The 18,906-nt window shown below is 59.0% G+C and carries 16 protein-coding genes and 1 other RNA gene; 6 read left to right on the forward strand and 11 right to left on the reverse strand.

Annotation, left to right across the window (positions count from 1 at the left end; translation table 11 throughout):
- Positions 1–75 precede the first annotated feature (75 nt).
- The 6 genes from ACVDHE_RS10305 to ACVDHE_RS10330 form a co-directional block, all read right to left on the reverse strand.
- A complete protein-coding gene (locus tag ACVDHE_RS10305) occupies positions 76–1,374 on the reverse strand; it encodes a UDP-N-acetylglucosamine 1-carboxyvinyltransferase (RefSeq protein WP_458884514.1) in 1,299 nt (432 codons plus the stop codon).
- A gap of 243 nt (positions 1,375–1,617) precedes the next feature.
- Positions 1,618–2,415: a two-component system regulatory protein YycI gene (locus ACVDHE_RS10310; protein WP_418725829.1), complete on the reverse strand. Its 798-nt coding sequence runs from the start codon at positions 2,413–2,415 to the stop codon at positions 1,618–1,620.
- Between the two features lie 21 nt (positions 2,416–2,436).
- Positions 2,437–3,705: a hypothetical protein gene (locus ACVDHE_RS10315; RefSeq protein WP_458884515.1), complete on the reverse strand. Its 1,269-nt coding sequence runs from the start codon at positions 3,703–3,705 to the stop codon at positions 2,437–2,439.
- A 29-nt stretch (positions 3,706–3,734) separates the two neighbouring features.
- Entirely contained in the window at positions 3,735–5,516 is a 1,782-nt protein-coding gene (locus ACVDHE_RS10320) for an ATP-binding protein (RefSeq protein ID WP_458884516.1), read from the reverse strand.
- A gap of 55 nt (positions 5,517–5,571) precedes the next feature.
- Positions 5,572–6,279, reverse strand: coding sequence for a response regulator (locus tag ACVDHE_RS10325; RefSeq protein ID WP_213037978.1), 708 nt, complete (start codon positions 6,277–6,279; stop codon positions 5,572–5,574).
- 19 nt (positions 6,280–6,298) lie between these two features.
- The gene (locus ACVDHE_RS10330; RefSeq protein ID WP_213037979.1) at positions 6,299–6,847 is read right to left on the reverse strand and encodes an NUDIX domain-containing protein; all 549 of its coding nucleotides are present in this window, start codon (positions 6,845–6,847) and stop codon (positions 6,299–6,301) included.
- A 169-nt stretch (positions 6,848–7,016) separates the two neighbouring features.
- Between ACVDHE_RS10330 and smpB the strand changes: the two genes are divergently transcribed.
- The 4 genes from smpB to ssrA all read left to right on the forward strand — a co-directional run bounded on the left by smpB (position 7,017) and on the right by ssrA (position 9,278).
- Positions 7,017–7,490 (forward strand): SsrA-binding protein SmpB, encoded by a 474-nt coding sequence (gene smpB / locus ACVDHE_RS10335; protein WP_325225132.1) that lies wholly within the window; start codon positions 7,017–7,019, stop codon positions 7,488–7,490.
- Between the two features lie 11 nt (positions 7,491–7,501).
- A complete protein-coding gene (locus tag ACVDHE_RS10340; RefSeq protein WP_458886174.1) occupies positions 7,502–8,023 on the forward strand; it encodes a peptidylprolyl isomerase in 522 nt (173 codons plus the stop codon).
- Positions 8,024–8,038: 15 nt separating this feature from the next.
- Positions 8,039–8,797 (forward strand): SDR family NAD(P)-dependent oxidoreductase, encoded by a 759-nt coding sequence (locus ACVDHE_RS10345; protein WP_458884517.1) that lies wholly within the window; start codon positions 8,039–8,041, stop codon positions 8,795–8,797.
- 115 nt (positions 8,798–8,912) lie between these two features.
- Positions 8,913–9,278: a transfer-messenger RNA gene (gene ssrA, locus ACVDHE_RS10350) on the forward strand.
- Positions 9,279–9,460: 182 nt separating this feature from the next.
- Here ssrA and ACVDHE_RS10355 read toward each other — a convergent pair.
- Positions 9,461–10,612, reverse strand: a complete 1,152-nt coding sequence (locus ACVDHE_RS10355) for an IS3 family transposase (RefSeq protein ID WP_458884518.1) — start codon at positions 10,610–10,612, stop codon at positions 9,461–9,463.
- Positions 10,613–10,761: 149 nt separating this feature from the next.
- Here ACVDHE_RS10355 and ACVDHE_RS10360 point away from each other — a divergent pair, with 149 nt between their 5' ends.
- Positions 10,762–11,874 carry a hypothetical protein gene (locus tag ACVDHE_RS10360; protein ID WP_458884519.1) on the forward strand — a complete coding sequence of 371 codons (1,113 nt, stop codon included), beginning with the start codon at positions 10,762–10,764 and terminating at the stop codon, positions 11,872–11,874.
- A 68-nt stretch (positions 11,875–11,942) separates the two neighbouring features.
- Here the strand turns inward: ACVDHE_RS10360 and ACVDHE_RS10365 are convergent, their stop codons facing one another.
- Positions 11,943–13,181 (reverse strand): IS110 family RNA-guided transposase, encoded by a 1,239-nt coding sequence (locus ACVDHE_RS10365; RefSeq protein ID WP_458884520.1) that lies wholly within the window; start codon positions 13,179–13,181, stop codon positions 11,943–11,945.
- Between the two features lie 848 nt (positions 13,182–14,029).
- On the opposite strand from ACVDHE_RS10365, the gene tnpA reads away from it, so the two are divergent.
- Complete coding sequence (tnpA, locus tag ACVDHE_RS10370; protein ID WP_087270007.1) at positions 14,030–14,509, forward strand: IS200/IS605 family transposase; 480 nt, start codon at positions 14,030–14,032, stop codon at positions 14,507–14,509.
- Positions 14,510–14,646: 137 nt separating this feature from the next.
- On the opposite strand, the gene ACVDHE_RS10375 is transcribed toward tnpA, so the two are convergent.
- Genes ACVDHE_RS10375 through metF form a run of 3 tightly spaced genes read right to left on the reverse strand, consistent with a single transcriptional unit; the run spans position 14,647 to position 18,623 of the window.
- Positions 14,647–17,070 (reverse strand): homocysteine S-methyltransferase family protein, encoded by a 2,424-nt coding sequence (locus tag ACVDHE_RS10375; RefSeq protein ID WP_458884521.1) that lies wholly within the window; start codon positions 17,068–17,070, stop codon positions 14,647–14,649.
- Positions 17,071–17,080: 10 nt separating this feature from the next.
- A complete protein-coding gene (locus ACVDHE_RS10380) occupies positions 17,081–17,743 on the reverse strand; it encodes a Vitamin B12 dependent methionine synthase activation subunit (protein WP_458884522.1) in 663 nt (220 codons plus the stop codon).
- A 4-nt stretch (positions 17,744–17,747) separates the two neighbouring features.
- The gene (metF, locus tag ACVDHE_RS10385; RefSeq protein WP_325225407.1) at positions 17,748–18,623 is read right to left on the reverse strand and encodes a methylenetetrahydrofolate reductase [NAD(P)H]; all 876 of its coding nucleotides are present in this window, start codon (positions 18,621–18,623) and stop codon (positions 17,748–17,750) included.
- Positions 18,624–18,906: the final 283 nt, after the last annotated feature.

Below are 18,906 nucleotides of genomic sequence, written 5' to 3' on the forward strand. Positions count from 1 at the left end.
CGGCAGGGGCCGCCGACGAGGGCCGCCCTCCATCGCGGACGCTGATGACATGTGCAGTTCTTTTCAGAAGCGCGCTCAGCCGATGTGGGCCTCCAGCTCCTCAGACTCGCCGGGCTCCTCCACGGAGCGGATGTCCGCGCCCAGTCCCTGGAGCTTGGATACGATGTTCTCGTAGCCCCGCTCGATGTATTGCACGCAGCTGATTTCGCTCTCGCCATGGGCGGCAAGGGCAGCGATGACCAGCGCCGCGCCGGCCCGCAGGTCGCAGGCCTGGATCGGTGCGCCGGTGAGATGGTCCACGCCCTCCACCACGGCGGTCTTGTCGTCCACCTGGATGTTGGCGCCCATGCGCTTGAGCTCATCCACATAGCGGTAGCGGTTGTTCCACACGCTCTCCGTCACCAGGGAAGTGCCCTCCGCCAGGGAGAGGACTGCGGTGATCTGGGGCTGCATGTCCGTGGGGAAGCCGGGATAGGGCAGGGTCTTGACGTTGGCCCGCTGGAGGGGGCCGGTGCGGCGGACCAGAAGGGTGTCCTCATGCTCCTCCACCTCCACACCCATCTCCACCAGCTTGGCGGTGATGCAGTCCATATGCTTGGGGATGATGTTTTTCACCAGGATCTGCCCGCCGGCGGCGGCCGCGGCGGCCATGTAGGTGCCCGCCTCGATCTGGTCCGGAATGATGGCGTAGCTGCCGCCACGCAGGCGGTCCACGCCCCGGATCTTGATGGTGTCCGTACCGGCGCCCCGGATGTTGGCGCCCATGGAGTTGAGGAAGTTGGCAAGGTCCACGATGTGGGGTTCTTTGGCGGCGTTTTCAATGATGGTGGTACCCTCCGCCCGGACGGCAGCCATCATGATGTTCATGGTGGCGCCCACGGAGACCACGTCCAGATAGACGTTGGCACCCCGCAGCAATCCGCTTTCCGTGGAGGCATGGATGAAGCCGCCCTCCACCACCACCTTGGCGCCCAGGGTGGTAAAGCCCTTGACGTGCTGGTCGATGGGGCGGACGCCGAAGTTGCACCCGCCGGGCATGGCCACCTCCGCCTGTCCGAAGCGCCCCAGCAGGGCGCCGATAAAGTAGGTGGATGCGCGGATCTTCCGGGCCAGCTCGTAGGAGGTGCGGGTGGAGTGGATACGGCTGCAGTCGATCTCCACCGTGTGGCGGTTGACCATGCGGATGCCGGCGCCCAGCTGTTCCAGAATACGCAGGCACAGCGTCACGTCGGAGATCTGGGGGATGTTCTCGATACGGCAGCTTCCCTCCACCAGCAGCGCGGCGGGAAGAATGGCGACGGCGGCGTTTTTGGCACCGCTGATCTCCACCTCGCCAAACAGGGGATGACCACCCTGTACAATATATTTTGTCAAATTCGTTACCCTCTCTTCAAAAGGCGCTATCATTTGCGGCGGCGAACCGTCTTTGCAGACAGTTTACCCGGCCAGCGGCGCTTCATACCCGCAGTAAAATCACGGGCAGGAGAAAAATACCGGCCAAAGCTCACACACTCTCACTATACCATACCTGAAGTAGAAATGCAAATCATTCCTGTTTTTACATAAAATAAAGATCAAATTCAACAAAAAACAAAAAAATCAGGGGAAACAGGTACTTTATGCCGGAGTGACAACTGCGGTTATGCAGTTTACATAATAAACGGCCGTATCAGTGACCACGCACCAGGCGGGGACCAGGGTCATAAGCGCAGTGGTGGTGCTTTGCAGCTCATAACAAAGGTAGACGTCCGTCACGGCGGTGCCCACAGCGCCTTCGCGGATGGTGTTGCGGAAGGCCGTCAGGGCCGACAGGGCGGACAGCGGCTCCTCACCGGCCGCCGGGGTGGCGGAGCTGTTGGGCAGATGGGTCCCGATGGCCCGCTTCAGCACGCCGTCCTCCACGGTGAAGGTGACGGTGCAGTCCACCACTGGATAATCCAGATAGTACTGGACGGCAGTGAAGGTGCCCTCTTCCTGCGGGACAGACGTCTGCACATAGCCGAAGGTCTTGCAGAATTCCCGGAAAAAGGCCTCCGGGTCCTCCAGGGTGCGGCTGCACACCGCATCGAAGCCGCCGTTGGAGCGGAACTGGGCGGCGCCGGTCTCCCCGGTGTAAATGAAAATACCGCCGCCCTGATCGGAGCGGACGGGCGTGCCGCCCAAAAGGTATGCTGCCAGAGACTGCTCCTCTGCCTCGTCCCGGTTCAGCGTCAGGGAGGCGGGGGGTGTCTCGTCGGAAATGAGGCCGGCATCCAGGGTGACGCCCGCGGAGGCAAACAGGGATACCAGCTGCTCCCGGGCCTGCCGAAGAGAGGCGTGCTCCTCGTTGGCCCGCAGAGCCAGAATCCCCAGCAGGCAGGCGTTCAGGAGGGCCAGGATCAAAATGATGATGTTTTTCAGCCGGTAGCGTTCCATGGCCTCCTCCTTTTTTGGGATTTACTCCGCCAGCCACTGGGCGCTGACGCTGGCGCCGCCGTCGGCGTAGCCGATGGACAGCTCCGCGCCTTCCCGGCCGGCAGCGGCGATGGCCAGAGCCTGCCGCAGGGGCAGCAGCAGGGAGGTCTCGCCCGAGTCGGTGTACTGCCGGAACCGCAGGGACAGCTCTGTCACAGAGACCCCGGCAAGGGTCACTTCCGCGGCTGCACCGCCGTCGGAAAAGTAGATGGGGACGCCGTCTGCATGATAGCCGAAACGCAGAACGGTGGTCTCTCCCGCCTGGCTGACCGCCTCCAGATATAAGGCGGCTTCACCGGACTGATCGCCCAGGAGCCGCCGCAGCAGGGCGGTACAGCCGTCCACGGCCTCGGACAGAGTGGGGACGTCATCTGCGGCGCTGATTCCCAGAGAGACGCCGCTGCTTTGATAGATCACGGTTCCGTCGGGCTCAATCTGGAGGGAGCGGTCCGCCTCCCGAATGATTTCCGTCCCGCCGGAGTCGGTGTAGCGGTTTTTGGTGCTGGGGTTAAAGCCCAGGCTGGTCAGCACCTGGTCCGTGGAGGACAGGGGATTGGCCGCGGAGAGCACCGGCAGGTCTGGATGTTCTTCCAGAAGCAGGGAGCATGGAGCAATCCGGCTGTATGTCGGGTCCTCCTGGTCCATGGCAAAGGCCGCTGCGCCGAACGTACAGTTGGAGGCGATTGCCGTCATATCGTCCGCAGAGACGGGGGGAACCTGGCAGAAGCGGAAATCATCTTCGCCGTCCCACGTGTAAAGGCTCACGGTACCGCTCCCGACAGAGAGGACCAGGTGCCGCGCGCTGACAGAGTCGGCAGCGCTGTCTCCACCCACCAGCTTCGCCAGAATAGACAGAGGGAGGGGAGAGAGAAAGTCGTAATAGACGCTGGTGCTGTTCAGCGCTGTCAGGAAATCCCGTCCCCGGCAGGCAGTCAGGCTGCCGGCGGAGCCCAGGGACTCTTTGAGCAGCAGACCCAGGTCGGAAAAGGACTCTGCATCCGTAGTGAGGCAGGCGCCATAGCGGGTATAGGCTCCGGTGACGGCTACCCGGACCGGTGCGGTCAGGGGTGTTTGCTGAAGGGTGGCATCTACGGAAGCTGAACCGGAGAACTGGTCGCCCAAGGGATCCTGTCCGGAGATGAGATTGTAGATCTGGGACTGAGCGAACAGCAGCACCGCCGAGAGAGACAGCGCCACGATGGCGATATTCTGGATCAGGTCGCGGCGGCTGCGCCGGGCGTTGTCCTCCATGGGGCGTACCTCCTCTCAGGCGGGGTGGGTCAGTTGGGAAGGGGCCGGGGGCCGCCGATGGGCAGCGTCAGCCGCACGGTGGTGCCGGGCCCCTGGTGGGGCGCCAGCTCGATGGTGCCGTGGTGGCGCTGAACGATCTCCCGGGCGATGGACAGGCCCAGGCCGGTGCCGCCGGATTCCCGGGAGCGGGCCTTGTCCACCCGGTAGAACCGGTCGAAGATCCGTTCCCGGTCCTTTTCCGGGATGCCGATGCCGTCGTCGCAGACCTCCATCCATACCTCCGACTCGGAAGAGCCGGCGGTGATGGTGATGTGTCCGCCGTTGGGTGTGTATTTGATGGCATTGCTGATAATGTTCATCATCACCTGCTCCAGCCGGCTGCGGTCGCCCACGATCAGCGGCAGGCTCTCCGGCGGCTGGTAGACCAGGGTGTGGAGCCGCTGCTTGGCGGCCAGGGCGTTTGCCCGGGTGACGCTCTCGATGGCCTCCCCAAAGGGGAAACGGGAGAGCACCAGCTCGGCGTTGCCGGCGTCCAGGCGGCTGAGGGTCAGCAGGTCCTGAACGATATGGGTCATCCGGTCCGTCTCAGTGATGATGATGTCCAGAAAGCTGTTGGCGGTGTCCTGCGGGATCTCGCCGCCGCCGTCCCGGAGTGTCTCAGCATAGCTGCGGACGTTGGTGAGGGGGGTGCGCAGCTCATGGGACACGTTGGCCACGAATTCCTTGCGCCGCTCCTCATTGCGGTGCTGCTCCGTGACGTCGTGGAGTACGATCAGCACGCCGCCGCTGGCCTGGTCGGAGAAGGGCGCCAGATACAGCTCCAGGGTCCGGTCGCCCACCAGCATCTCGCCCTCGGCATAGTTGGGCCGCTGGAGGGCCAGCATCTCCCGGAAGGGATACACGGAGCCGAAGAGCTGGTCGTAGGTGCTCTCCGCCGGGACCGTCCGCTGCAGCATGGAAGTGGCGGCGGGGTTGCAGTGGATCAGCACGCCGTCGTGGTCAAAGGCCACCACGCCGTCGGTCATGTGGAGGAAGAGCGTGTCCAGCTTGTTGCGCTCGTTCTCTACGGCGGCCAGAGTGGCTTGCAGCACCCCTGCCATCTCATTGAAGGTGCCGGTGAGAATGCCGATCTCGTCGGTGGATTCCACGGTCAGGCGGCTGTCGAAGTCCCCGGCGGCCACCTTCTCGGCGCTGGCAGTCAGCTTTTCGATGGGCCCCACCATGGTCTTGGACAGCAGAAAGCTCAGCAGCACGGAGATCAGAAGGCCGATGATCAGCGCCTGCATGATGATGAGGAACAGCTGGCTGTTCAGCCCGGACACGGTGTCCTTGTTATCCAGCACATAAATAATGTAGGCGTTGTCTCCGCCAAAGATAGGGATGGCCACGTCCATATAGCTGGCGGTGATGTCGCTCTCGTCGCCCACCAGGGAGGCGTCCCCGGTGGCCACGGCGTTGCGGGCAGAGAGCAGGTTGGCGGTCTGCTCCCGGGGAAGCTCCGAGGCGTCGGTGGAGCCGGCCAGGAAGGCGCCGGTCTCACCGTCCAGCACGAAGTAGTTGCGGGTGCGGTAGTCGATGCCCAGCTCGCCGGCCCGGGCGTCCAGCAGAAGGCGGATCTGCTCCGCGCCGTCCGGCGCTTCAGCGTCGCTGCGGAGCGTAGCGATGAAGTCGCCGTTGCCCTCTCCAAACACGTCGCTCATCTGCTGGTAGAAGGTATCGATATAGAAGCTGGAGACGCTGGTGGTCAAAAAGGCGCCCACCACAGCCATCAGCGATGTGATGAGCAGCAGCAGAATCAGCATCAGCTTCATGTGCAGGCTGCGGAACAAGCGGACTCACCTTCTTTCGGAGGGAAGTGGCGGGGCCTTATGTGGCGGAGAAGTAGTATCCCACGCCCCGGCGGGTCAGGATATAGACGGGGTTGGCGGGGTCGGCTTCGATCTTCTCCCGCAGGCGGCGGACGGTCACATCCACGGTGCGCACGTCGTCGCCCACATAGCCGTAGTTCCACACCTGCTCCATCAGATCGATGCGGGAGTAGACCTTGTTGGGGTGGCTGGCCAGGAAGGTCAGCAGCTCGTACTCCCGGGTGGTCAGATCGATGGCCTCTCCGGCCCGGAACACCTGGTGGCTGTCGGTGTTGATGGACAGGTCCCCGGCCACCGGCATGGCTGTGGCGGCGGCGGATACCGGCGCCGCCATGGCGGTGCGGCGGATGTTGGCCCCCACCCGGGCGATCAGTTCCCGCATGGAAAAGGGCTTGGTGATATAGTCATCGGCCCCGATCTCCAGGCCCAGGACCTTGTCGGCCTCCTCCTCCCGGGCGGTGAGGATGATGACCGGCACGTTGTCCCCCTTGTCCCGCAGGCGGCGGCACACGTCGAAGCCGTTCATCTTGGGCAGCATCACGTCCAGCAGGATCAGGTCCGGATTCACGGACAGGGCTTTGGCCAGGCCGTCCTCCCCGTCGTAGGCCTCGCAGGTCTGATACCCCTCCCGCTGGAGGTTGAAGCGCAGGATATCCACGATATTTTTCTCGTCCTCCACGATGAGGACGGTTTTCTGAGTGTTCATAGCACCCTCCCGCAGAAGATTACAGATCCAGCAGGATCTTGGTTTTCAGCACGGCGGCGATGGTCTTGGCGTCCTCGATCTCTCCGTCCATGACGCGGTGGACCATCTCGGAGAAGGGGATCCGCTCCACGTTCAAAAATTCGTCCGGGTCCAGGTGCTGGTCCTTCATCCGCAGGCCCCGGGCCAGGAACAGGTGCAGCTTCTCCCCGTAGCAGCCGGGGGCGGGCAGGATCACGCCAAGGGGCAGCAGGCTGTCCGGCACGGCGCCGGTCTCCTCCTCCAGCTCCCGCAGGGCGCCGGAGACCGGGTCCTCGCCCTCGTCCAGCTTGCCGGCTGGGATCTCCAGCAGCAGCTTGCCGAACACATAGCGGTACTGGGTCACGGTCAGCACGTTGTTGCGCTCGTCCAGAGGCAGCACCGCCACGCCGTCCACATGGTCCACAACCTCCCGCTGGGAGGTATGGCCGTTGGGCAGCAGCACCTCGTCCACATGGACGCGGCACAGGAGCCCGTCATACAGGTCCTTCCGGCTGAGCGTCCGCTCGGTCAGATCCAAGGGCTGGTTCATGAAAAAACACCTCGTATCAGAGATTCGGCCGCCGCAGTGGGCGGACCGGGGAAATGCACATTCGGTAATATCTTATTATATCATGTCCACCTGGAAAAGCCAACTGCTTCTTTCTCTTGAAGAACGGGCAGAATCATGGTATACTGAAAAAACTTCCCAGGAAAGTGAGGTGAGCCCCACGGAGAAAAAGGGCATCAAAATCGCGGCCCAGAACCGCAAGGCCTTTCACGACTATTTTGTAGAGGACCGCTACGAGGCCGGCGTGGAGCTCTTCGGCACGGAGGTCAAGTCCATCCGGGCCGGCACGCTGAACCTGAAGGACTCCTACTGTACGGTCAAGGATGGGGAGCTGTTCGTCCACGGCATGCACATCTCCCCCTACGAAAAGGGCAACATCTTCAACAAGGACCCGGTCCGGTCCCGGCGGCTGCTGATGCACAAGCGGGAGATCCGCAAACTCCACGCGCTTATCCAGCAGGAGGGATACACCCTGGTCCCCCTGTCGGTGTACTTCAAGGACGCCCGGGTGAAGCTGGAGATCGGCCTTTGCAAGGGCAAGAAGAACTACGACAAACGGGCGGCCGCCGCCCAGCGGGACGCCCGCCGGGAGATCGACCGTACCCTGAGAGAAAGGAACCGATGAATATGTCTGAAGTGAAACATCCCATCGTCACCATCACTATGGAAAGCGGCGCCGTCATGACCGGTGAGCTGTACCCGGAGAAGGCGCCCAACACCGTCAACAACTTCATCGCCCTGGCCAACGGCGGCTTTTATGACGGGCTGATCTTCCACCGGGTCATCCCCGGCTTCATGATCCAGGGCGGCTGTCCCAACGGCAATGGCATGGGCGGCCCCGGCTACGATATCCGGGGCGAGTTCGCCGGCAACGGCTTCACCCAGAACGACCTGCGCCACACCACCGGCGTGCTGTCCATGGCCCGGGCCATGCATCCCGACAGCGCCGGCAGCCAGTTCTTCATCATGGTGGCCCCGGCCCTCCATCTGGACGGCCAGTACGCCGCCTTCGGCCAGGTGACCGGCGGTGTGGAGGAGGCCATCCGCATCTCCGAGGTCCCCACGGACCGCAACGACAAGCCCAAGACCCCGGTGGTGATCCAGTCCATCCGGGTGGATACCCAGGGCGTGGACTATCCTGCGCCCCAGAAGCGCTGAGCGCGGGAGGCGGCCATGAAAACGGCCATTATCACCGGTGCCTCCTCGGGCCTGGGACGGGAGATCGTCCGCCAGATGGCGGACGTGTTCCCGGAAATCGGCAGCTGCTGGCTCATCGCCCGCCGCCGGGACCGGCTGGAGGAGATCGCCCAGTCCCTGCCCCACATGACGGTGGAGTGCCTGGATCTCGACCTTTGCAGCCCCATCAGCTTTGAGGTGCTCAAGGCCCGGCTGGAGGCGGAGAAACCGGAGGTGTCTCTTCTGGTCAACTGTGCTGGCTGCGGATTTTTGGGAGAGCTGGGCCAGGGCCACACCGACCAGCAGACCCGCATGATTGACCTGAACCTGCGGGCGCTGACGGCGGTGACGGATCTGGTGCTGCCCTATATGGGTTCCGGCGGGCGCATCCTGAACGTGTCCTCCATTGCCTCCTTCTGTCCCACGCCCCGGATGACGGTGTATGGTGCCACCAAGGCGTACGTCTCCTCCTTCACCGTGGGCCTCAGCGAGGAACTGCGCCGCCGCGGCATCACCGTTACCGCGGTGTGTCCCGGCCCCATGCGGACGGAGTTCCTGGATGTGGGCGGCATCACCGGCAACTCCAGGGCCTTCGCTATGCTGCCCTACTGCGATCAGGTACGGGTGGCCGGCGGCGCTTTGCGGGCGGCCCGGGAGGGAAGGACCATCTATACGCCCCGACTGTTCTATAAGTTTTACCGGGTGCTGGCCAAGGTGGTGCCGGTGAAGCTGATGGTGAAGATCACCGGCACCTGAGGCGGATTTCACGGAATTGTAACACACTTTGCAGACGGATTGTGATATGATTCTAAACACGGTTCCTGCTCCGGCACTGATTGCGCGCCGGAGCAGGTTCCGATCTCACACACCTGGGGGTGTACCGGTTTCGACGGGGGTATGGAGGCCGGACTAGCGGGCGGCGGCGCCTGACCGCCATAAAACGGGCAATTTATAAATTAAATAACAACAACACTGTTGCTGTTGCTGCCTAACTAAAGGCAGCCGTCTGAACCGGAGAGGCCACAGGCCGGGGAAGGCGTCGTTGATGTGGCGTCCGTGCGGCGGGAAAGAGTTGACCCGCCCATGAATGATGACTCTGACCTGACCGGCCGGCGTGACGGCTTGCCGACCGGAAGGGGAACGGGGAGAGCGAGACTCCCGCAATAACCGTCTGCGCCCGGAGAAGGTCCTGTCAAAGTGCTTTCGGACGGGGGTTCAACTCCCCCCACCTCCACCATATGAAAACACCATTGACATCTGAACCCCCCAAGGTTCGGACATCAATGGTGTTTTTCTTGTTTCCCTTGATTTACAAGGGATTCAGGGCTTCGAGGAGCAATCTCCTTTTCGGACATTCTTGATAAATCGTTGAATTTTAGGCCGTAAAACAGCGAAAACAATCAATCTGAACCCCTTTGTTCAGGACATGGTCTCTGGCTCCTTTTGCTCGCCAAAATAGATAGATTCCAGTTTCACTGGTGTCTTGTAACCGTTTTTAGCGTGAGGTCTGCGCTCGTTGTAAAACACCATATACGCATCTACTGCCGCTCTGAATTCCGCTTCAGAGCGGTATTTTGTTCGGTACAGTTCTTCTCGTTTCAACGAGGAGAAAAAGGACTCCATTACGGAATTATCATAGGGAACTCCCGCCTTTGAAAATGATTGTATCACGCCCAACTCCCTAAGATACGAGCACATGGCATAAGAGCGATAATTGCTCCCCCGGTCTGTATGGAATAGCAGTTGTCCCACAGGCTTGCGGGATTCGTATGCTTGCTTGAATGTACTTTTCACAAGTTGTGTGCTGTTACGCTTTCCAATTCGATAGCCTACAATTCGCCTGGCATACAAATCGATAATGGCACAGATGTAGTACTTAATATCTTTGCAAAGAAAATATGTAACATCACTGACCCACACTTCGTTTGGCCGCGTTACCTCAAATTGCTGGTTTAAATGATTTTTCAAACTGCGGCGCTCTTTGGCATAAACCTTTTTAGCATCCTGTCGAATGCTTAGCAGGCCCATATCCCGCATGAGTTCCCGGACCATTTCCTGACTGACTTTGTAACCTTCCTCTTTCATAACAGCGGTAATCTTTCCTGCCCCAAAGATTTGCTTGCTTTCATCATAGATTTGTTGAATCCTGATCCGAAGTTCCTCTCTTCGCTTTGCATACCAAGTGTTGTCCCGTTTGCTCCGGAAGATATAATTGTAGAAAGTTCCGCGGGGAACGTTCAACGCGTCACAGAGCATATGCACATTGTATTGGCCATGGAGTTCTTCTAACGCTTGGAGTCTTTCATTGAGAGGTGCGTTGGCAGTACAGTTAGCTATTTGCAGAATCTCCACAATTCCCTCCAGTCGCTTTGCCTTAGTTTCCAGCATCCGAAAATTTTTGAGAGTAAAATCTAACGTAACCGGCTCAATCTGTGCGGACTTGATCCAAGCATAGAGAGTACTTCTGGAGATACCAGTGTCAGCAGCAATTGTCGATACGGATTCGCCACCGACTAAGAAGCGTTCAATCGCTGCAGATTTTTCAGATTCCGAGTAGTTTCTGCTTTTCATCCTTATCATTCCTTTCTAATGGTGTAGTTAAAATGTAGATATCCAACTCCATTATAAAGGATTAGATAATATAGGATTATTGGTGCAGATATTATCCGTTCTATTCTTGCAAATAACGGCATTTTTTGCTAATATACAGGAGAAAATGCTTGGAGTTCAAAAGAAAGAAGGTCTGCGCGGTGGAAAAAATTGAACAGCTTTTGCAAGAACAAATCTTTTTCGATACCATCCTTAATTATGAAATCCGAGCAATTGATAGCGAAACAAGATTTTGGATGATTCGTACTAAAAAAGGGTACTTTTACAACGAATTTATTTCAAACAATTTTATTGCATTGGCGTGGAATACAATTACATCCGCCACTGATTTTTCCGAAGAATCACAGGATGTCTTAAAAGACCAGATTTTGCTTAATTATAGCGAAATCAAGCGACCAACTACTGTCATAAACAAGTGCAACAGTTTTATTCACGATGTAAAGCCAGGGGATTATATTGTAATACCCAATGCAGGTTCGGAGCGCATTACAATTGCGCTTGCGGGAGAGTATTATGAGGAAGAAAGCAAAACGTATGAGATTGAGAAAGAAGTAATTTCCCGCATTGAGAAAAAAGATGTTCAGATAAATGAGGTGTCTTGCCCATATCGTAAACGTCGAAAAATTACCCCCTTGCGAACAGTAAAGTCTACTGAAATAGACGGAAGATTATTTAAAGCTATCTCGAATTATCACGGTATAAGCAATTTTGATGATTATTGGCGTAATATTCTTGGCCTATTATATGATGTACATAGTTATAAACAAAATCTAAATATTGTATATCATATTGGCCGTGTAACACCTGTTGGCCCAAGAACACTTTCAAAGTTATTATGGGCGGCCACGGACTGTTGGTGCGAAATCGTAAATGAAGATAAAATTTCAGCCCAAGTAAACATAGCATCTCCTGGGCCAGTCGATTTTCAGATTGCAGAAGCTATCCCGCAACTCATAGATGCCGCAAAAGTTTTAGCAGGATTGACGATTGGCGCTATTTCTGTGGTGAAACCAGAAGCGATACCTACATTTCTAAAAAGCCTTTTCTCGCTCCCAGCAGAAGTAAATCGAGAGTATATTGCCGCAAAACGAGAAAAATTACAACTTGAAAAAGAAGAACGGAAACTCTCTCTGGATGTTGAGGAGCAGGAACTTAATAACCTTGCTACGAAAATAAGTAGCGAGGGTGTGAACCTTGACAAACAGGCTTTCAACGCCTCATGAAAAACCATCGCAGCACAAAAAGCGGCAGGCCAAAACCTGTCGCCGGCCGAAGTATGGAGCAGTGGGACTCAGCCTGGTGCCACCACAAAGTACCCCAGCTTTTGCAGTTCGTTCACCATACGGCTGGCCCGTTTGCGCTCACTTTGTTTTCTGCGGATCTCAAAACAGTCTTCGTTGTATGGAGAACCTGTCTTCAACATCGTGTAAATCAGCGCCAGCAGTTTGCGAGCCAAAGCAATCGTTGCACGTTTAGCGCCCTTCCGCTGTTTTATCCTCCAGTACCAACCGGAGAGGTACAAGCTTCGTTTTCCGGAGATGACCCATCCCACCTCGCAGAGCATACTCTTCAGATACGGATTACCTTTGTTAATGTGAGCACTCTTGCGTTTTCCGGCACTCTCGTTGTTACCGGGACTCAAACCGGCCCAGGAGCATATATGCTGTGAATCCGGAAAGGCACTCATATCGGTACCAATCTCCGCGATAATGGCCGCTGCCGCAGTTACATCAATGCCCGGTATGGAGCACAGGAGGCTCAATGCCTCTTCGTGCTTTGTGATCTCTTTCGTAATAGCGTCCTCCACAGTATGGCGGTGCTGTTCAAGCGCTTCCAAGTGCCCAAATATCATGCGAAGAAAGTCGCGCTGGTGCTCCGAAAGCGAACCGTTCAAGGCAATCAGTATTTCGTCGATACGTTTCCGGGTCTGCGTTTTCAGGCACCGGTCCAGAGCTTCCCGCGAAATATTTCCGTATTCCATGAGATGACGGATGATGTTTCGCCCGGAAGCGCCAAATGCGTCCGCCAGAAACGCTGTGAAGCGGAAACCGGAGCTTTGCAGAAATTTATCGATGCGATTCTTTTGGGCGGTAATGTCGCGAACGATGCTCTTACGATACCGGGTCAGATGCCGCAGTTCCCGGAAGGTCTTATCTGGGATAAAACTTCCCTTTAGTAATCCGGCACGGAGCAATGTGGCGATCCATTGCGCGTCCCTCATATCCGTTTTGCGCCCAGGCACATTCTTCATGTGGCGGGCATTCACGACCAGAATGCTGATCTGCCCATCAAAACATGGCTCCAGCATTTCGTAAATAGGCTGCCAGTAGATCCCGGTACTCTCCATAGCGACATAGCGGCACTCTGCTTCCAACACCCAATCCCGCAGTTTCCGCATTTCCGGGATAAGTGTGCTGAAGGAGCGAATCTCGATTTCCGGATCGGTGCCCAGCTCACCTTTGGCAAGACAGGCAACAATAACGTCACGATGAATATCCAGTCCCATGGCGCAGGTCAATATGTCTTGCATCAAATCCCTCCCTGAATTATGCAGGCTGGGAATTGCCCGGGTGGGTTATCCGAACTTTGCTACTCGTGCTCTTCACTTACGTGACGCAACATACTGCTGTTCTCTTGGGCAACTCGTCCACGTTGAACAAACGGGGTGAAAATCCACCAAGGTGCAACCGGACTACGCCTGCTGTTTTCAGTTTAGCAAATCCTTCGGTTAACGCACAGACTATATTTTCATTCTCAGCTGTGATGGCATTTCATGAGGCGTTGAAAAGAAATTAGCTATTCTTGAGAAACTCAAAGCCCTTGGTGTAGACACCCAAAAAGTTGAGACCTCTGCAACTGCTCTCGCAGATACATTTGGTTATCTGCAAATCCAAAGTGCCGAGCATAATCTACCGGATCTTCCCGAAGATGACGAAAATGTATTAGACGACCTTTTGGATGAAGATATCGCAGAAGAAGAAGTGACCAACGAATCTTAATTACTAAAGCAAAGCCCCACACAAAGCAGATATAGTTCTTATTTGGGTCAGGACGCTCCACCATGTTGCTGAGGACACCGTATTGTTCGCGGCTCCTTTTCCAAATTGAACCCGCCTGCGCTGGGCTTCGATTTGGTTTCGGAGGTAGACCCGGAAGCCGCAGCATCTATAGTGTTGCGATATTCCATATGAAGAGGTCCGCTTTTCGAGCTCCTTTGCCGAAAAGCGGACCTCACATTGATGGTACCAAAGGCAACCCCCGGCTAAGCCGGGGGTAAAAAATAGCTTAAAGCGAGGAGAAAAGTAGAAAAAGAAAAAACTCCCTGATAAGGTAGAAGTGGTTTGCCGACCACACAACTACGATAACAGGGAGGTCTTCATCGTGAAAGACAAAGACATAAGTAGTTTAGAGCATACGAGTTGGAGATGTCAATATCACATCGTATTTGCACCAAAATATCGGAGGATGGAGATATATGGACAAATAAAACAGGATATAGGAGTGATATTGAGGAAACTGTGCCAGCAGAAGGGGGTAGAAATAATAGAAGCCAGAGCGTGTCCGGATCATATCCATATGCTGATAAGTATCCCACCCAAGTACAGCGTGTCACAGATTATGGGGTATTTAAAGGGGAAGAGCAGTCTGATGATATTTGACCGACATGCGAATCTAAAATATAAGTATGGGAATCGGCACTTTTGGGCGAGAGGATATTATGTGGATACAGTGGGACGGAATAAAAAGCAGATAGCAGAGTATATCCGAAATCAACTGGCATCGGATCAAATAGCAGACCAGATAGGGCTGAAAGAGTTTGTTGACCCGTTTACGGGTCGCGAGAACAAGAAGGCATAAGAGGAACCCCTTAAGGGGTAGCCCGAGAAAGAAATGCAGTCGGCAAACCTTTCGGGGCCCCTTAAGGGGCTTCGTCCGTATCTGGCCCTTATAGGGCCTACTCAAGCCTCCGGCTCAGCCGGAGGTTTTGACTATGCTTACGCCTCTTCCAGGGACGCGGCGATCTCCTCGGCGTAGCGGACCGTCTCCATGGAGTCCTTGGCGTACTTGTCGGCGCCGATGCGGTCGGCGTACTCCTGGGTCAGCACGGCGCCGCCCACCACCACCTTGCACCAGGGGGCATCCCGGCGCAGCAGCCGGATGGTCTCCTCCATGGCGGGCACCGTGGTGGTCATCAGGGCGCTGAGACCCGCCAGGGGCGCGTGGAGCCGCTGCACCGCCTCCACCACCGTCTCCGGCGGCACGTCCCGGCCCAGATCCGTGACGGCGAAGCCATAGTTTTCCAGCAGGAGTTTGACGATGTTCTTGCCGATGTCGTGGATGTCCCCCCGGACCGTGGCGATGACGAAGGGACACTTGGCCGCCGTCTCCCCCTTCCGGGCGGACAGGGCGGTCTTGATCTCCTCGAAGGCGCCCTTGGCAGCCTCGGCGCTCATGAGCAGCTGGGGAAGGTAAATGGTCTTGTCCTCAAAGCCCTTGCCTACGATGTCCAGGGCCGGGATGATCTCCTGCCGGACGATCTCCAGGGGCTCCACGGTCTCCAGCAGGGACCGGGTGGCGGCCGCCGCCTGGTCCTTCAGGCCCTTCACCACCGCCAGCTGGAGGGCGGAGCGGAACTCGTCCGGCTGCCGGGGCGCGGCGGCGGCAGCCGGGGCGGCCGCGGGAGCCTCCGGCACGTCCTGCGCGGCAAAGCCGATATAGCCGGCGCAGTTCTCGTCCAGGCCCAGCAGGGCCCGGCTGGCGTGGTAGGTCCGCAGCATGGCGGCGGAGAAAGGGTTCATGATGGCCGCCGACAAGCCCCGGCCCAGCGCCAGGGCGAAAAAGGCGGCGTTGACGCCCTCCCGGCCCGGCAGGCCGAAGGACACGTTGGATACACCCAGGGAGGTCCGGCAGCCCAGATAGTCCCGGATCAGGCCCAGAGACTCCAGAGTCACCTTCGCGGCGTCCGGCGCGGCGCTGACCGCCATGGCCAGGGGGTCGAAGACGATGTCCTCCCGGCCGATGCCGTACTCCGCCGCCCGGGCGAGGATCCGCTCCGCGATGGTCAATCGGTCCTCCGCCGTTTCCGGGATGCCGCTCTCGTCCAGGGTCAGGGCCACCACCACGCCGCCGTACTTCCTGGCCAGGGGAAATACCGCCGCCATGCTCTCCTCCTTGCCGTTGACGGAGTTCAGCATGGCCTTGCCGTTATAGCGGCGCAGGGCGCGCTCCATGGCGATGGGGTCGGAGGTGTCGATCTGGAGCGGCAGGTCCACCACCGCCTGGAGACGGCACACCGTCTCCTCCAGCACCGCGGGCTCGTCGATCTCCGGCAGACCCACGTTCACGTCCAGCACCTGGACGCCCTTGTCCTGCTGTCGGATACCCTCGGTGAGGATGTAGTCCATGTCGCCGGCGCGCAGGGCCTCCTTGAACCGCTTCTTACCGGTGGGGTTGATCCGCTCGCCGATCAGCACCGGGTCGTCTCCGAAGTCCACGGCGTGGGTGTAGGAGGACACGCAGGTCAGGTGCTTGGGCTCCACCGGCGGCGGCACCAGGTCTTTCGTCCGCCGCACCAGCGTCTCAATATACGCCGGGGTGGTGCCGCAGCAGCCGCCGGCCAGGCGCACGCCCTCCCGCATCAGGGCCGCCGTCTCCGCGGCGAACTCCTCCGGCGGCACGTCGTAGACCGCCCAGCCGTTCTCCTCCCGGGGCAGTCCCGCGTTGGATTTCAGCAGCACCGGCACGGAGGCCCGGCGCAGGTACTCCCGCACCACCGGGGCCAGGGCCCTGGGGCCCAGGGAGCAGTTGACGCCGATGGCGTCGGCCCCCATGCCCTCCAGCATGGCCGTCATGGCCGCCGGGGTGGCGCCGGTCATGAGCTTGCCGTCCTCTCCGTAGGCGTTGGAGACGAACACCGGCAGATCACTGTTCTCCTTGGCGGCCAGCAGTGCCGCCTTGGTCTCGTAGCTGTCGTTCATGGTCTCGATCAAAATGAGGTCCGCGCCGTATTTCACGCCCAGGCGCACGGTCTCGGCGAAGGCCGCCACCGCGTCCTCGAAGTCCAGGTCACCGTAGGGCTTCAGCAGCCGCCCGGAGGGGCCGATGTCCAATGCCGCGAACTTCTCCTGCGTTCCGATGGAGCTGTCCCGGGCGGCGCGGACATTGTCCATCGCCGCCGCCACAATCTGCTCCAGCCGGTCCTTTTCAAAACGCAGGGGATTGGCGCCGAAGGTGTTGGCGCAGACCACGTGGCTGCCGGCGTCAAAATAGGCCCGGTGGATGGCAGCGACCTCCTCCGGGTGGGTCAGGTTCCACGTCTCCGGGCTCTCTCCCGGCCGTAGGCCCCGGTCCTGGAGCAGCGTGCCCATGCCGCCGTCCAGATACACGATCCCCCGCTTCAACAGTTCCAAAATGCCCATGGCGTCTTTCTCACTTCCTGTATGCACAGTCTTGCTTTTCGCAGGCGGCGCAGCCCGCCCCGGCGCCGGTCCGCCCCGGCCCGTCCGTGACGCCGAAGAGGGCGGTGACGGACTTGGAGGGGCTCATCAGAAGGCTCCCGTTCAGGGTCAGCCCGATTTTCCGGGGGCAGTCCAGCGCCCGGAAGATATCCGTCTGCAGGGCCAGGGGCAGGTCCCCGTAGCCGGGGCTGAACCGCTCCGTGACGCCCCGGCCCTCCCGCCCCAGCTCCTCCGCCATCCAGATGCAGAAGGCGTCGCACAGCGCCTCGATCCGCTCGGCGCCGATGGCTTGGAAGAAGAGGCTCCTGGCCGGGGAGGTTCCGCCGTACCGGGCGATGAGCCGGTCCATCTCCAGCCCCACGGTGGCGGCGAAGAGCACGCACCTCCGGCACCCGCACAGCCGCCGCCCCAGGCCCCGTGAGCCCGTCACGGCAAAGCCCAGGTCCAGGCCGCCCTCCGCCGCGAAAACCGGGAAGGTCTCCCAGCAGACCCGGCCCGTGAGCCGGTCCCCCAGTTCCTCCAGGCAGCCGTCCAGCAGCTGCCGCTCCGCCTGGCCGGGGCGGCGGCACCCGGCGTAGCGCAGGACCTCCCCCCGGTCCGCCGGAGGGAGGGAAAACGTCCTGACCTGCACCATGGCCTCAGCCCAGGATGTGGGAGAGGTTGTCCAGGATCTTGGCGGCCACGTCGGGGGTGTTCATGGTGTAGACGTGGACGGTCTTGATGCCGTTGGCGTACAGATCGATGATCTGGTCCGTGGCGTAGGCGATGCCCGCCTGCTTCATGGCGTCGGGGTTGTCGCCGAACTTGTCCACCAGGCTCTTGAACCGCTGGGGCATGAAGGACCCGGACAGCTGGATGGCCCGCTCCACCTGGGTGGCCTTGGTGATGGGCATGATGCCCGGCAGCACCGGCACGGTGATCCCCGCCTCCCGGATCTTATAGAGGAAATTGAAGAACAGGTTGTTGTCGAAGAACATCTGGGTGGTGAGGAACTCGCACCCGGCGTCCACCTTCTCCTTCAGGTGGAGGATGTCCTCCTTCTGGTTGGCGCTCTCCGGATGGACCTCCGGATAGCAGGCGCCGCCGATGCAGAAGTCCGCGCCGCTCTCTTTCAGCTCCCGCACCAGCTCCACGGCGTGGTGGTAGGCCCAGCCGCTGCGGTCCCCCTGGCTGAGCTCCGGCGTCAGGTCGCCTCGCAGGGCCATGACGTTCTCAATACCCGCCGCCTTCATGTCCGCGATCCGCTGGCGCACCAGCTCCCGGGTGGAGGAGACGCAGGTCAGATGGGCGATGGTGGACACGCCGTAGCGCTCCCGGATGTTCCGGGCGATCTCCAGGGTGTATTTGCTGGTGCCGCCGCCGGCGCCGTAGGTGACGCTGACGAAGGCGGGCCCCAGGGCGGCGATGGCCTCCGTGGCGGCCTTGACGCCTGCAAAGGCGCTGGTGGTCTTGGGGGGGAACACCTCAAAAGACAGGGACAGGGCGTCCCGCTGTAAGATCTCGGAAATACGCATGGTCGATCAGCCTCTTTTCCCGTATTTGCTCCGTTGATTCATAATTGGAACTATTTTACTGCTGCTGGCAGGGATAAATCAAGAGCAACCAGCTTTTTTTCAAAATACGGTCGCCTCAAAAGCGGAAATCGTCTTTTCCGGAGGCAAATCCTGTCCATCTTTCTCCGGGCTTCGCCCCCCGTTTGATGTGACGCCTTCATGGACGTCGGGTATCCCGTCCGGGCCGAAGCTGCACAGCCAGGCTGTTTTTCTTGCCAACCGCCCCGGGAACCGGGTATAATGA

Source organism: Dysosmobacter sp. Phy (assembly GCF_054476235.1).